At 61.8% G+C, this 13,218-nt stretch carries 13 protein-coding genes; 3 read left to right on the top strand and 10 right to left on the bottom strand.

Annotated elements, in window-relative coordinates:
• Window positions 1–14: 14 nt before the first annotated feature.
• Together rhlE1 and yedA are read right to left on the bottom strand one after the other, a co-directional pair.
• Window positions 15–1,355 (bottom strand): RNA helicase RhlE1, encoded by a 1,341-nt coding sequence (gene rhlE1, locus AC1Q9F_RS20450; RefSeq protein ID WP_007958742.1) that lies wholly within the window; start codon window positions 1,353–1,355, stop codon window positions 15–17.
• Window positions 1,356–1,420: 65 nt separating this feature from the next.
• Window positions 1,421–2,371: a drug/metabolite exporter YedA gene (gene yedA / locus AC1Q9F_RS20445; RefSeq protein WP_492620752.1), complete on the bottom strand. Its 951-nt coding sequence runs from the start codon at window positions 2,369–2,371 to the stop codon at window positions 1,421–1,423.
• Between the two features lie 163 nt (window positions 2,372–2,534).
• On the opposite strand from yedA, the gene AC1Q9F_RS20440 reads away from it, so the two are divergent.
• On the top strand, window positions 2,535–2,987 hold the full coding sequence (locus tag AC1Q9F_RS20440) for an Lrp/AsnC family transcriptional regulator (protein WP_179693647.1): 453 nt from the start codon (window positions 2,535–2,537) through the stop codon (window positions 2,985–2,987).
• A gap of 137 nt (window positions 2,988–3,124) precedes the next feature.
• Here the strand turns inward: AC1Q9F_RS20440 and AC1Q9F_RS20435 are convergent, their stop codons facing one another.
• From AC1Q9F_RS20435 to AC1Q9F_RS20425, 3 genes are all read right to left on the bottom strand, one after another.
• Entirely contained in the window at window positions 3,125–3,730 is a 606-nt protein-coding gene (locus AC1Q9F_RS20435; protein WP_179693646.1) for a 3'-5' exonuclease, read from the bottom strand.
• Between the two features lie 41 nt (window positions 3,731–3,771).
• Window positions 3,772–4,251: a LabA-like NYN domain-containing protein gene (locus AC1Q9F_RS20430; protein ID WP_003228475.1), complete on the bottom strand. Its 480-nt coding sequence runs from the start codon at window positions 4,249–4,251 to the stop codon at window positions 3,772–3,774.
• 137 nt (window positions 4,252–4,388) lie between these two features.
• On the bottom strand, window positions 4,389–5,147 hold the full coding sequence (locus tag AC1Q9F_RS20425) for a DUF2076 domain-containing protein (protein WP_492620753.1): 759 nt from the start codon (window positions 5,145–5,147) through the stop codon (window positions 4,389–4,391).
• A gap of 178 nt (window positions 5,148–5,325) precedes the next feature.
• Between AC1Q9F_RS20425 and AC1Q9F_RS20420 the strand changes: the two genes are divergently transcribed.
• Together AC1Q9F_RS20420 and AC1Q9F_RS20415 are read left to right on the top strand one after the other, a co-directional pair.
• A complete protein-coding gene (locus AC1Q9F_RS20420; protein WP_007958726.1) occupies window positions 5,326–6,000 on the top strand; it encodes a YciC family protein in 675 nt (224 codons plus the stop codon).
• Between the two features lie 74 nt (window positions 6,001–6,074).
• Entirely contained in the window at window positions 6,075–7,151 is a 1,077-nt protein-coding gene (locus tag AC1Q9F_RS20415) for an endonuclease/exonuclease/phosphatase family protein (RefSeq protein ID WP_492620754.1), read from the top strand.
• A gap of 2 nt (window positions 7,152–7,153) precedes the next feature.
• Here AC1Q9F_RS20415 and AC1Q9F_RS20410 read toward each other — a convergent pair whose 3' ends face one another.
• From AC1Q9F_RS20410 to AC1Q9F_RS20390, 5 genes are all read right to left on the bottom strand, one after another.
• On the bottom strand, window positions 7,154–7,990 hold the full coding sequence (locus tag AC1Q9F_RS20410) for an ABC transporter ATP-binding protein (RefSeq protein WP_492620755.1): 837 nt from the start codon (window positions 7,988–7,990) through the stop codon (window positions 7,154–7,156).
• The gene (locus tag AC1Q9F_RS20405) at window positions 7,978–8,781 is read right to left on the bottom strand and encodes an ABC transporter permease (RefSeq protein ID WP_007958721.1); all 804 of its coding nucleotides are present in this window, start codon (window positions 8,779–8,781) and stop codon (window positions 7,978–7,980) included. The genes AC1Q9F_RS20410 and AC1Q9F_RS20405 overlap by 13 nt, the downstream gene beginning before the upstream one ends.
• A gap of 10 nt (window positions 8,782–8,791) precedes the next feature.
• The gene (locus AC1Q9F_RS20400; RefSeq protein ID WP_262193939.1) at window positions 8,792–9,769 is read right to left on the bottom strand and encodes an ABC transporter substrate-binding protein; all 978 of its coding nucleotides are present in this window, start codon (window positions 9,767–9,769) and stop codon (window positions 8,792–8,794) included.
• A 403-nt stretch (window positions 9,770–10,172) separates the two neighbouring features.
• On the bottom strand, window positions 10,173–11,543 hold the full coding sequence (locus AC1Q9F_RS20395; protein ID WP_064382156.1) for an aspartate aminotransferase family protein: 1,371 nt from the start codon (window positions 11,541–11,543) through the stop codon (window positions 10,173–10,175).
• A 32-nt stretch (window positions 11,544–11,575) separates the two neighbouring features.
• Window positions 11,576–13,069: an aldehyde dehydrogenase gene (locus AC1Q9F_RS20390; RefSeq protein WP_492620756.1), complete on the bottom strand. Its 1,494-nt coding sequence runs from the start codon at window positions 13,067–13,069 to the stop codon at window positions 11,576–11,578.
• Window positions 13,070–13,218: the final 149 nt, after the last annotated feature.

Genomic DNA, 13,218 nt, shown 5'->3' with positions numbered 1-13,218 from the left:
ACCCTGTCTGACGCTTAAGGCTTACGCTTGCGCGGCCCGGTATTAAACACCGGCACTTTACGAACAGGCTTGATCGAAGGCTCCGGCGCCTGAGTCTCGCCGCTGTCCACCCACTTGCCCAGATTGCGCTTGCCACCGCCACCACCGGAAGCTTTCGGCTTCTTCGGTTTCTTCGGCTTCTTGATCACCTGCCCGCTGGCATCGGTGTCCGGCACGCGGTGCTCCGGCACGAAGTCCGGCTCAACCTCACGCTTCAACGTGCTGCGGGTCAGCATTTCAATCGCCGACAACATGTTCACTTCATCGGCGCACACCAGCGAGATCGCCTCACCGGTCGAACCCGCGCGGCCAGTCCGGCCGATACGGTGAATGTAATCCTCAGCGACGATCGGCAGGTCAAAGTTGACCACCAATGGCAGGTCTTCGATATCCAGACCACGGGCCGCCACATCGGTCGCCACCAGAATCTGCACTTCGCTCAGCTTGAAACGGTCCAGCGCCCGCTGCCGGGTCGCTTGCGGCTTGTCGCCGTGGATGCCGTCGGCGTTCACGCCCAGGCCCTGGAGCTTCTCGACCAGCGCGTCCACACCATTACGGGTCTTGGCGAACACCAGCACCTGCTTCCATTTGTTCTTGCGCATCAGGTGCACGAACAGTTCCGGCTTGCGCTTCTTGTCCACTGTCACCACCCACTGCTTGACGGTGTTGGCGGCAACGTTGCGCGGGCTGACTTCGATGCTCTGCGGATCGTTGAGCATCTGCCCGGCCAGCAGGCGGATGTCATCGGAGAAGGTCGCGGAGAACAGCAGCGTCTGACGTTTCTTCGGCAGCGCGCGGTAAATGTTCGCCAGCTCTTCGGAAAAGCCCAGGTCGAGCATACGGTCGGCTTCGTCCAGCACCAGGGTTTGCAGCTGATTGAACTTCAGCGCGTTCTGGCGGAACAGGTCGAGCAGACGGCCCGGGGTCGCGACCAGCAGATCGACGCCGCCGCGCAGCTTCATCATCTGCGGGTTGATGCTGACGCCGCCGTACACCGCGTAAGTGCGCAGCGGCAGGTTTTCAGCGTACTGGCGCACGGCTTCGTGGACTTGCTCGGCCAGCTCGCGGGTCGGCACCAGAATCAACGCACGCACGGAGTTGGCGGTGACTTTCGGCCCTTCCATCGCCAACAGTTGCAACAGCGGCAAGGCAAAACCGGCGGTCTTGCCGGTGCCGGTCTGGGCCGCAGCCATCAGGTCACGACCGGCCAGCACGGCCGGAATGGCTTGCGCCTGCACCGGCGTCGGGGTCTGGTAGCCGAGCTTCTCGAGAGAGCGCAGCAAGGGTTCGATCAGGCCAAGGGTGGCGAAAGTCATGGGAGTACCGTAGGAAAAATCAGAGCGGTTGTGCAAAACAAGTATGCGATGACGCGCAGTTTACCCTAATTCCCACGCTGCTCCGTCGCTATGGCCGTCGTTGGGGCAGCCGGCTCGCTGACCACCGGCAGCTGCCGTGGGCGCCGCCACTGCGGCAGACCGATCAGCACCACTGCACCAATGATCACCAGCATCGCCAGCGCCTCTTCGATCCCGATGGTCTCGCCGACAAACACGATCCCCAACAACACCGCCACCGCCGGGTTCACATAGGCATAACTGGTGGCCGCTGCCGGGCGAACGTTTTTCAACAGATACATGTAAGCGTTGAAAGCGATGATCGAGCCGAAGAAGATCAGGTACGCCAGCGCCAGCCAGCCTTCCAGCGGCGGCATGGCTTGCAGGTGTTCATCGCTGGCCGCGCTGCCGATCAACAGCACCACGCCGCCCACCAGCATTTCCACGGCACTGGCCATGGCGCCCTGAGGCAACGGCAGGTGCTTGCTCCACACCGAACCGAACGCCCAACTCGCCGCCGCAAAGATCAGCAACGCCGCGCCCAGCGGGCTCGATTGCAGGTTGGAGCCCATGTTGAGCATCGCGATGCCGATAATCCCCATCGCCACCCCGGCCCATTCCAGACGGGTGTTGCGCGCGCCCCAGAAATAGCCGCAGAGCAAAGTGAACAGCGGCACCGTTGCCACCGCCAGCGCAGCGACACCCGAGGCCACGCCACTGTGCTCGGCCAGCGTCACCGCGCCGTTGCCGAAACTGAGCAGCAGAATCCCGATGATCCCCGCCGCTTTCCACTGCGCCCAGGTTGGCGCCGGTGCCCCGCGCCAGCGCAGGAAGGCGTACATCAGGGTGCCAGCGATCACGAAGCGCACGCCGCCGAGCATCAGCGGCGGCCAATATTCGACGCCGATGCGGATCACCAGATAGGTCGATCCCCAAATCACATACAACGCAAAAAACGCAGCGATCAAGGGCAGGGAAAAACGGCGCAAGGCAGACATGGGCAGCTCGAAAGTCAGACTCAGGGGATGGGTTATTCTAGAAAGGCCAACCGCTAAAAATAAGTTACAAAACCTGTTTATAGCGCCGGTACACTTTTGAAAACACGGAGATCGACGGCCGAAACCGCGATTTCGAAAGTCTGGCATTTTCAGGAGTCCGACCTTGGACAAATACGACCGCATGCTGCTCAGCGCCCTGCTCGAAAACGGTCGCGCGTCCTACGCCGACCTCGCCCGCAAAGTGAACCTCTCCGCCCCCGCCGTCGCCGAGCGCGTAGCCAAACTCGAGGCGGCCGGAGTCATCACCGGGTATCAGGCGAACATCGACCTGTCGAAAATCGGCTTGCCGATCCAATGCGTGATCGAATTGCGCCTCCACCAGAACGGCAGTCAAAAGGTCTACGACGAACTGGTGAAAATTCCGCAACTGACCGAGTGCTTTCGTGTGACGGGCGATCCGTGCGTGATCATGAAGGCCGCGGTGGGTTCGATGCCGGAGCTGGAGGATCTGATCAACCGGGTGGCGAAATTCGGGTTCAGCAAGACATCGATCGTGTTGTCGAGTGCGATAGAGAAGCGGGTGCCGCTCGGCCACATCGAAGGCAACGGTAAGTAACCTTCCCGTACCGCTCGTTCCCACGCTCTGCGTGGGAATGCAGCCCGGGACGCTCTGCGTCCCACTCGAGAGCTGGAACGCGGAGCGTCCCTTGAGGCATTCCCACGCGGAGCGTGGGAACGATCATTCACGCGTATTCAGCGATAGCGCTGAAGGTGCTCGCCAACTTTGGCGGCCGGCACTTTCTGCAATTTGCACAGCAAGTCGTGCGATAGCTCCCGCACCCCATGCTTGCGCCGCAACTCATCCGCCAGATGCGCCATCAGGTTCGCCGCCATCTCCGCATCCGCCATCGCCCTGTGCGCCTGGCCGGTATGCGGCAGTTGGGCAAAGGTCGTGAGCGTGCCGAGCTTGTGGTTCGGCGCCGCCGGCATCAGGCGTCGGGCCAATAGCAGCGAGCAGGCGAAATTTTGCAAACGGGTGCGTTTGATCCGACCCAGTTCGAAGTCCCAGAACTTCTGGTCGAACGCGGCGTTGTGCGCCAGCAGCGGTGTGCAGCCGACAAATTCGTTGACTTCGTTCATCACTTGCTCGGCCGATGGCGCGGTGCGCAGCATGGCGTTGCTGATGCCGGTGAGTTGTTCGATGAAGGCCGGGACGCGGACGCCGGCGTTCATCAGGCTCTGGTAACGCTCGACGATGCGGCCGTTTTCCAGCATGACCACGGCGATTTCCGTGGCCCGGCAGCTGCTGCTCGGCGAGATGCCGGTGGTTTCAAAGTCGATGACTGCAATGCGTTCCAAACCGGGTGGTACTCCGTCCAAATCAATACTTGAGCTTGCGCTCAATTTTTCAACAGCAGCGCGCCTTCGATCGGCACATAACGGCTGGCGGCGCGGATCAGCGAGTTGGCGGTCAGGCCGGGAACGCCGTAGGCCACCGCTTGCACGCCGTGTTTGTTGATGATGCGTTCGAGCAGCATGTCGAAGTCGCCATCACCGGAGGCCAGGACGATTTCGTCGACGTGGTCGGCGGCGTCCATGATGTCGAGGGTGATGCCCACGTCCCAGTCGCCCTTGGCCGAGCCGTCGCTGCGCTGGATGTAGGGTTTGAGTTTCACGGTGAAACCGAGGTTGCGCAGGATCTGCTGGAACTGCTGCTGTTTGCTGTCGCCCCGGTCGATCGCGTAGGCGTAGGCCTCGACGATCTGCCCGTCCTTGCTGATGTCCGCCCACAGTGCCGCGTAGTTGAAGTGGCAACCATAGGCCTGACGCACGGTGTAGTAGAGGTTCTGCACATCGGCGAACACTGCGATTTTTTTCACCGGAGTTCCTGTGAGCGCTGACGCGCATGAGCCGGATCAGGCACCAGGCCCGAAAAAGGCGCTCAGTATGCCAGCCCGAAGGAAGGTTCCGCGAATAATCGGCCCGGGGCGATCAGGCGCCCCGGACGAATGGTGAATCAGACGAAGGAATCGTCGTCATCGAAGAACGATGAGTTGTCATCGCTGTAGTCGGTGTCAGCAAAGCCGCCCTGATCATTACCGTAGGAGTCGTTGTTGGCCATGCGCTGGTCATCGCCCCAGCCGTTGTTGCTCTGGTCGTTGACCTGAGCTGGCTCTTCCTTGATGACTTCGACGATTTCTTCCGGCTGCTGGTTGTGATGGAACAGGCTGCTGATGCCTTGTGCCAGCATCACGCCACCGGCCACACCGGCCGCCGTTTTCAGGGCGCCGCCGAGGAAGCTGCTGCCGGCTGCCGGGGCCGCTTGTTGCTGGCCATAACCCGGTGGTGGCGCGCCGAAGTTCTGTTGCGGCGCCGGGGCACCGAAGTTCTGCTGTGGTGCCGGCTCACGCCAGCCGCCGGTCGAGGCCGGGGCGCTCTGGGCCGGTGCCGGGCGCGAGCTGCTGCCACCAAAGATGCTCGACAGGAAGCCACCACCGCTGGAGGCCGGCGGCGCGCTCTGCGCCTTGGCCGATTGCAGTTCGGTCTGCAATTGCTTGACCTGTTGAGTCAGTTGTTTGTTCTGTTCGTCGAGGCTCTTGAGGGCAGCCTCCTGCACCAGAATCGCCTGGGTCATGAAATAACCTGCGGCCGGCTGGCGCGTCAGGTGTTCCTTGATCCGCGCTTCAGCCAGTGCGTCGCGCGGGGCTGCCTCCGTTTCGGCCTGTTGCAGCCGGGAAAACAGTCCATCGATCAGGGTTTGTTCTTCGCTGTTCATGGCGACCTCGTAGATTGCCGGGGATAACGTTGCCCTCGTCCACGTCGGAGGAGGCGCACCTCTGTAATGGAGGCAGCAACAGAATGTTTCAATGACCTTTACCGAACGTTTACGTTTGCGCAGCGAAACGGATCATCGGTTAAAGTGGGCCACTGTTTTTGACCTGCGATACCGACTGATGAATGCCTTCGATGTGCTGCGCGACTCCCTGTATTTTTTCAAACGCAATCTGGGCCGGATCGTCCAGTTGTGCCTGCCGCTGGTGATTTTCGAAGCCGTGCTGCAACAGGTGGTCGACCATGCCAGCGACCCGGACGGTTACTCGGCCATCAGCGTGATCGTCGGCCTGCTGGTCTATCCGCTGTACACCGCCGCGCTGATTCTGTTTCTCGATGCCCGCACCCGCGGCGAATCCCCGCAAACCCGCGATCTGCTGGCGATGGCCGCTCGCCTGTGGCCGCGCTTTGCCCTGCTGACTGCGCTGAACACGCTGTTGATCCTGCTCGGGCTGTCGCTGTATTTCCTGCCGGGGCTGTGGCTGATGGTCACTCTGGCCTTCGGTGAATATCTGCTGGTGCTTCGCGGTTACGGCCCGTTGCAGGCGATGAAGGAAAGCCTGCGTCTGAGCCGTGGGCATTTTCTGCGGATTCTGGTGTGCATCCTGTGTGTGATGGGGCCGTTGTGGCTGCTCAAGGGCCTGACCCTGCAGGTCTATCCCGATCCGCAGAATCCATTGATCGCGGTGCTGATCGACAGTGGCCACAGCTTCCTGCAACTGTTCACCAGCGTGGTGCTGTTCCGCCTGTTCATGTTGATCAGCGAATTGCCCGACAAACGTGACGGAATAGTCTGACTGCGCCGCGCTTGGGCTGATCGATGGGTCTCGGGTATGCTCGGGACCACTTCCGTATCGCTATAAGCCGAGCCATGACCCGTCTACTGCGCTACATCCTGTTGCCCGCACTGCTCGCCCTGGCCCTGATCGGCACGCTGATCTACAGCCTGACCTGGCGCCCCGACGCCCGGGAAACCCTGCCGGTCAGTTGCACCGGGCAAGCGCCGACGCTGGTCCCCGGCCAGGCCCTGAAAGTCATGACCTGGAACGTGCAATACCTGGCCGGCAAGCGCTACGTGTTCTGGAATGATCTGGCGCAAGGCGACGACGAAGCCCCGACCCCGGAAGACATGGCATTCAGCCTCGATGAAGTGGCGCGGGTGATCCGCGACGAACAGCCCGACGTGGTGCTGTTGCAGGAACTGGATGACGGCGCCAAGGCCAGCGACTATCAGAACCAGCTCAAGCTGTTGCAGGAGCGCCTGACCGACCTCTACCCGTGCAGCGCCCACGCCTTCGACTGGAAGGCCGATTTCGTCCCGGATCCGCACATCTTCGGCAGCGTCGGTCGGCAACTCGCCACCCTCAGCCGCTACCGCATCGAACACGCCGAGCGCCTGCAATTGCCGGTGCAGCCGTCGAACATCATCAGCCGTCAGTTCCAGCCGAAAAACGCCCTGCTCGCCACCACCCTGCCGCTCAGCGATGGCGGGCAACTGGTGGTGTTCAACACCCATCTGGATCGCGCCACCCAACCGGACGACACCTTGCAGGCGCAGGTGACAGCGGTGGCCAAGGTCCTCGACAAACACGAAAGCCACGGCACGCCGTGGCTGATCGGGGGTGACTTCAACCTGTTGCCGCTCGGCCAGTACCGGCGCCTGCCCACCGAGCAGCGCACGCCGTACTCTGCCGACAGTGCGCTGCACGTGCTGTGGGACAAGTATCCGATGATCCCGACCAACAACGAAGCCAGCGGCATCGACCGCGCCAAATGGCTGACCCATTACCCCAACGACCCCGGCCTCAACGGCCCGGACCGCACGGTCGATTACCTGTTCTACAGCCCGAAGATCAAACGGGTCGAAGCCACGGTGCGGCAGGACGATACGTTGCGCATCTCCGATCATTTGCCGGTGATTGCGCGGTTCCTGCTGCCATCCAACTGACCTCAGTGAGTTTCTTCGAGATCGTCGTGCAACAGACCGAAGATCTGCCGCTTCATGTCGATGAATGAGCGCTCCATCACCATGTCCAGCGTGCGTGGGCGCTCGATCGGCACATCGAGAATCTGCTTGATTCGCCCAGGCCTGGCGCCCATCACATACACCCGGTCGCCGAGCAGGATCGCTTCGTCGATATCGTGGGTGACGAACAGCACGGTTTTCTTGCTGTTGCCCCACACCCGCAATAACAGCTGCTGCATTTGCAGGCGGGTCTGGCTGTCGAGGGCGCCGAAGGGTTCGTCCATCAGCAGGATCTGCGGATCGTTGGCGAGCGCACGGGCAATCGCCACCCGCTGCATCATCCCGCCGGACAACTGCTTGGCGTAGTTGTCGGCGAACCCGGAAAGCCCGACTTCGTGCACATAGTGATCGACAATCTCCTTGCGCTTGGCCGCCGGCATGCCACGACGTTTGAGGCCGAACTCGACGTTCTGCCGCACGGTCAGCCACGGGAACAGCGTGTAGCTCTGGAACACCATTCCACGATCCGCGCCGGGGCCTTGCACTTGCTGGCCACCGACATAGATCTCGCCGGAGGTCGGCTCGGCCAGGCCGGCGGTGAGGTACAGCAGGCTCGACTTGCCACAGCCCGACGGCCCGACCAGCACTGCGAACTGCTGATCCGGCACCTCGAACGACACTTCTTCCAGCGCGGTGAAGGTTCCGCCGCCGGGTTTGGTGTAGCGCAGGCTGACCTTGTCCACCTGCAACCTTGGCGCGGCGTGTGCCGGTGCGGCGACCGGCTCGATGAAACGACGGTTGGCAGCGGTTACTGAGCCCATGCGGCAATCCTCAAACGCAAGAAGCGGAACAGTTGATCGGTGACCAGGCCGAGCAGGCCGATGATCGCGATGGCGAGAAAAATCACATCGACCTGAAAGCCGCGCATGGCCTTGAGGCTCAAGTAACCGAGGCCGCTCGATGCGGCGACCAGTTCGGCGACCACCAGATAGGTCCAGGCCCAGCCCATGGTCACCCGCAGGGTGTCGAGTACACCGGGCAACGACGCCGGGGCGATCACGTGCAGCACTGCGTCACGCCGGTTGGAGCCGAGGGTGTAGGAGGCGTTGATCAAGTCTTTGGAAATGCCTTTGGACACATCCGCGATCATCACCAGTTGCTGGAAGAACACGCCGAAAATGATCACAGACACCCGTTGCTCCAGACCGATGCCGATCCAGAGGATGAACAGCGGCACGAACGAGGTTACCGGCAGGTAACGAATGAAGTTGACCAGCGGTTCTAGGAACGCCTGGACGATGCGAAAGCTGCCCATCAGCAAACCCAGCGGCACCGCCACCAGCGACGACACAATGAAACCGACCATCACCACTTCGACACTGGCCCAGACATGCTGGCCGAGGGTGCCGTCGCGGCTCAGGCGCACGGCGGCTTCGACCACCGCGCCGGGCGTCGGCAGGAACATCCCCGGCACGATGCCGCCGTAGGACAACCCGGCCCACAGGCCGACCAGCAACACCCAGGCCAGACCGCTGGCGCTCCACACCACCGGCACCGGCAATCCGGTCTTCGGCGTGATACAGCGGCTCAGCCATGAATTGCGCTTGAACATGACCAGTCTCCTAGAGCGGGCTGACGAAGCGGTTATCCACCAGATCGTCGTTGCTGACGTTGTAGGGCTTGCCCTGCAATTCGCTGGCGGTTTCGTTGGCCAGTTTGATCAGCGGTGCGCTGTCACCCGGCTTGCCCGGCGAGCCAAGCAGTTTTTCGCTCATGGCCTGATCGTAGAAGCGCACGCCTTGCGCGGCGGCGGCCAGCTCCTTCGGATCGGACAAATAACCGCCGACGCCCTTGGCCATGATTTCGTAGGCTTTCTGTGGATGGTCCTTGGTGTATTGCACAGCTTTGTAGAGGCCGGCGACCAGCGCCTTGACGTCTTCCGGCTGCTTCTCGATCACCGTGCAGTTGAGCGCCACCACATCGACGATCACCCCCGGCGTACTGCTGCTGTCGATCAGCACCTTGCCCTGCTGCTTGTCGCGCACCATCGACAGATGCGGCTCCCAGGTCACGGCGGCCGGCACGCGACCGGCGATGAACGCGGTGGCGGCATCGTCGGCGGTCATGTTCTGCACGGTGATATCGCTCATGCTCATGCCGTTCTTTTTCAGCAGGTACGACAGCCAGAACTGCGAGGTCGACCCTTCGTTGACGGCCACGGCCTGGCCCTTGAGTTCTTGCAGGCTCTTCACGTTTTTACCGACCAGCACGCCATCGCCGCCATGGCTGTCATCCAGTGCGGCCACGGCCTTGAAGCAGAATTGCGGGCGGTACTTCAGCACTTCGTCGATGGTCGACGCCGAGCCGGACAATTGCCCGGACGCCTGGGCGGCCATGTACATCGACGCTTCTTCGACCACCGGCAATTCGACGGTCAGGCCGTTTTCCTTGAAGTAGCCCAGATCCTGGGCCAGGTACAGGGTGCCGTAACCGACCCACGTGGTGTGGCCGATCGACAAGGTGCCGGCCTGAGCGGCGGTGACGGAAAGGGCGGAAATCGCCAGAGGACATGCAAGACGGGTAAACAAGGACTTGTTCATGGAGCACTCCCAACGCTGTTGATTTAGTTGTCATGGGCAGTACGGCCAGCCGTGGTGTCGCGATTGCACGCTGCGATCTCTACTGGACTCTGGCGGGCAATGCCTTGGCTGGCGAAATCGATGTTGACCCAGGCTTGGCGTCAGGAAAACGAGGAAATAGTTAGACGCGAACGATGAAAAAACTGGGTAGTGCGCACCGCGAAAGGGCGCGTCGGACGGGGGTGCACGGAGGGGGTGCAAGACAGCAAAAACAGTGGTGAATCGACTGACGCAATCGCGGGCAAGTCGAAACGTCGAACCGTCGCTCCCACAGGTTTATCGGACGTTCACAAAATCGTGATCCACTCCGAAAACTGTGGGAGCGAGCTTGCTCGCGAAGGGGCCCTTGAGCCTTACGAATATCTCAGAGCCGACCGTATTCCTGCGCCGTACGATCAACCGCTTTCAACGTCTTGCCCACCAGCTCGTCAATCTCTTCACGGCTGGCAATCAACGCCGGCGCCATGATCATCCGCCCCAGGGTCGAGCGAATGATCACCCCCTCTTCAAAACCGATCGTGCGGCAGCGCCATGCAATGTCGTTCTCATTGGCAAAGCGCTTGCGCGTGGCCTTGTCTTCGGCCAGTTGCAACGCCGCGACCATGCCCGTGCCCTGGATATCGCCCACCAACGGGTGATTGCCGAACACCTCGCGCAGGCACTGTTGCAGGTACGGGCCGATGTCGTCCTTGACCCGCGTCACCACGCCTTCATCGCGCAATGCCTTGAGGTTGGCAATCGCCACCGCCGCCGCCACCGGGTGCCCGGAATAGGTCAGGCCGTGGGCGAACACACCGCCCTGCTCCACCAGCACGTCGGCCATTTTCTTCGACAGGATCAGGCCCCCCATCGGGATGTAACCGGAGGTCAGGCCCTTGGCGATGGACAGGGTGTCCGGCTCGAAACCGAAGTATTCGTGAGCGAACCATTCGCCGGTGCGACCGAAGCCGCCGATCACTTCATCGGCGCACAACAGCACGTCGTACTTGCGGCAGATGCGTTGGATTTCCGGCCAGTAGCTTTCCGGCGGGAAGATCATCCCGCCCGCGCCTTGGAACGGCTCGGCGATGAACCCGGCGACCTTGTCGGCGCCCAGTTCGAGGATCTTCGCTTCGAGTTGCTGCGCTGCCCGCAGGCCGAATTCCGCCGGGGTCAGGTTGCCTTCGTGAGCGAAGAAATATGGCTCGTCGATGTGCGCGATGTCGGGAATCATTCCGCCCATTTCGTGCATGAACTTCATGCCGCCGAGGGCCGTCGCCGCCAGGGTCGAACCGTGATAACCGTTCCAGCGGCCGATCATGATTTTCTTCTCGGGCTTGCCCAGCACCTGCCAGTAACGGCGCACGGTACGGATCAGCACCTCGTTGGCCTCGGAGCCGGAGTTGGTGTAAATCGCGTGGCTGTAGTGCCCCGGCAGCAGGCTGAACAGCAGCTCGGAAAGCTCGATCACCTGCGGGTGGGTGGTGTGGAAAAACATGTTGTAGTACGGCAACTGCTCCAGTTGCCGGCTCGCCGCAGCGTTCAGATCCTTGCGCCCGTAGCCGAGGTTGGTGCACCACAGTCCGGACATGCCGTCGAGGTAGCGTCGACCGTCGTTGTCCCACAGATGCAAGCGGTCACCGCGCACCATCACCCGTGGGCCTTCGTCGTTGAGGGCTTTCTGGTCGACGAACGCATGAATGTGGTGCGCTGCATCGGCGGCCTGGTAGTCGCGGGTTTCACGTGAGGTGGTCATCGCCGGATCTCCTTTCTTGTTGTGAGCGGCTGTCATGAGCGCAGTTGAAACCAGGTGGTTTTCAACTGGGTGTATTTGTCGAACGAGTGCAGCGACAGATCGCGGCCGAAACCGGATTGCTTGCCACCGCCGAACGGCACGGTCACGTCCAGCGCATCGACGCTGTTGACCGACACCGTACCGGCTCGCAATTGCCGCGCCACCCGATGCGCGCGGTGCAGATCATCGGTCCACAGCGACGCCGCCAGACCGTAGACGCTGTCGTTGGCCAGTTGCAAGGCGTGGGCCTCGTCATCGAACGGAATCACCGCCAGCACCGGGCCGAAGACTTCTTCGCGAAACAGGGTCATGTGCGGCTGCACGTCGGTGAAAATCGTCGGCTGAACGAAGTTGTCCGAACCGTTGAAACTCAATTGCCGACCGCCGCAGACGCGGGTCGCACCTTCGCGTTCGGCCTGGTGGATGAAGCGCAGAATGCTTTCGGTCTGACGGGTGTCGACAATCGCCCCCGCCGCACTCGCCGGGTCCAGCGGATCGCCCGGCTGCCAGTGTTCGGCTTGAGCCTTCAGCCGCTCGACGAACTCGTCATGAATCGAGCGCTCCACCAGCAACCGCGAGTTGGCCGAACAGACTTCGCCCTGATTGAAGAAGATCCCGAACGCGGCTTTCTGCGCCGCCGGATCCAGATCCTTGCAGTCGGCGAACACCAGATTGGCGCTCTTGCCGCCGCACTCCAGCCACACCTGCTTGAGGTTCGACTGCGCGGAGTACTGCATGAAATATTTGCCGACCTGGGTCGAGCCGGTGAACACCAGACAATCGACATCCGGGTGCAGGCCCAAGGCTTTGCCGGTTTGTTCGCCAAGCCCCGGCAGCACGTTCAACACACCGGCCGGCAGCCCGGCTTCAAGCGCCAGTTCGGCCAGACGCAATGCGGAAAACGGTGATTGCTCGGCGGGTTTGAGAATGACCGAGTTGCCCGCCGCCAGCGCCGGTGCGAGTTTCCACGCGGCCATGTCCAACGGGAAATTCCAAGGCACCACCGCAGCGACCACGCCCAGCGCTTCGCGGGTGATGGTCGCCAGTACGTTCGATGCGCTTGGCGCGACCTGGTCGTAGAGTTTGTCGAGGCTTTCGGCGTACCAGCGGAACACCCCGGCGGCGCCCGGCACGTCGATGTTGTAAGCGTCCATCACCGGTTTGCCCATATTCAGCGAATCCAGCAGTGCCAGTTCTTCGCGATGGGCCAGAATCAGATCCGCCAGCCGCAGCAGCACTTGCTTGCGCTCGGTCGGTGAACGCCCGGCCCAGGTGCCCGCCTCGAACACCTGCCGCGCATTTTTCACCGCCGCATCGACGTCTTCTTCACCGCACGCGGCGACGTTTGCCAGCAGCTGGCCGGTGGCCGGGTTGATCGCGGCAAAGGTCTGCCCCGACTGCGCCGCACGCAGTTTGCCGTCGATCACGGCCTGATACGGATAGCTCAATTCAGCGGCCTTGCGCTGCCAGTCTGCAAGCTCGAACACGGTGGTTGCTCCTTGGACTTTTATTCTTTTATAAACGGCTGCAGTCGATAGTCGCTCAGGCCTGCGTGAGCTAAAACCAGTAAAAATGTCTTCGCAGACAATAAAAAAGGTAACCAGCCGACGGCCCCTTCGCGCGCGTATGGGGCTAT

The sequence above is a fragment of the Pseudomonas sp. GW823-FHT04A03 genome (genome assembly GCF_058796615.1).
Note: the sequence above shows the minus strand (reverse complement) of the source record. Positions and strands in the feature narration are given on the sequence as shown.

What these genes read in the sequence shown, in the direction of transcription:
- AC1Q9F_RS20425 (WP_492620753.1), bottom strand. Translation starts at nt 5,147, where the DNA reads ATGAACAGCGAAGAACAAACCCTGATCGATGGACTGTTTTCCCGGCTG.
- AC1Q9F_RS20395 (WP_064382156.1), bottom strand. Translation starts at nt 11,543, where the DNA reads ATGACCACCTCACGTGAAACCCGCGACTACCAGGCCGCCGATGCAGCG.
- AC1Q9F_RS20415 (WP_492620754.1), top strand. Translation starts at nt 6,075, where the DNA reads ATGACCCGTCTACTGCGCTACATCCTGTTGCCCGCACTGCTCGCCCTG.
- yedA (WP_492620752.1), bottom strand. Translation starts at nt 2,371, where the DNA reads ATGTCTGCCTTGCGCCGTTTTTCCCTGCCCTTGATCGCTGCGTTTTTT.
- rhlE1 (WP_007958742.1), bottom strand. Translation starts at nt 1,355, where the DNA reads ATGACTTTCGCCACCCTTGGCCTGATCGAACCCTTGCTGCGCTCTCTC.
- AC1Q9F_RS20410 (WP_492620755.1), bottom strand. Translation starts at nt 7,990, where the DNA reads ATGGGCTCAGTAACCGCTGCCAACCGTCGTTTCATCGAGCCGGTCGCC.
- AC1Q9F_RS20400 (WP_262193939.1), bottom strand. Translation starts at nt 9,769, where the DNA reads ATGAACAAGTCCTTGTTTACCCGTCTTGCATGTCCTCTGGCGATTTCC.
- AC1Q9F_RS20420 (WP_007958726.1), top strand. Translation starts at nt 5,326, where the DNA reads ATGAATGCCTTCGATGTGCTGCGCGACTCCCTGTATTTTTTCAAACGC.
- AC1Q9F_RS20405 (WP_007958721.1), bottom strand. Translation starts at nt 8,781, where the DNA reads ATGTTCAAGCGCAATTCATGGCTGAGCCGCTGTATCACGCCGAAGACC.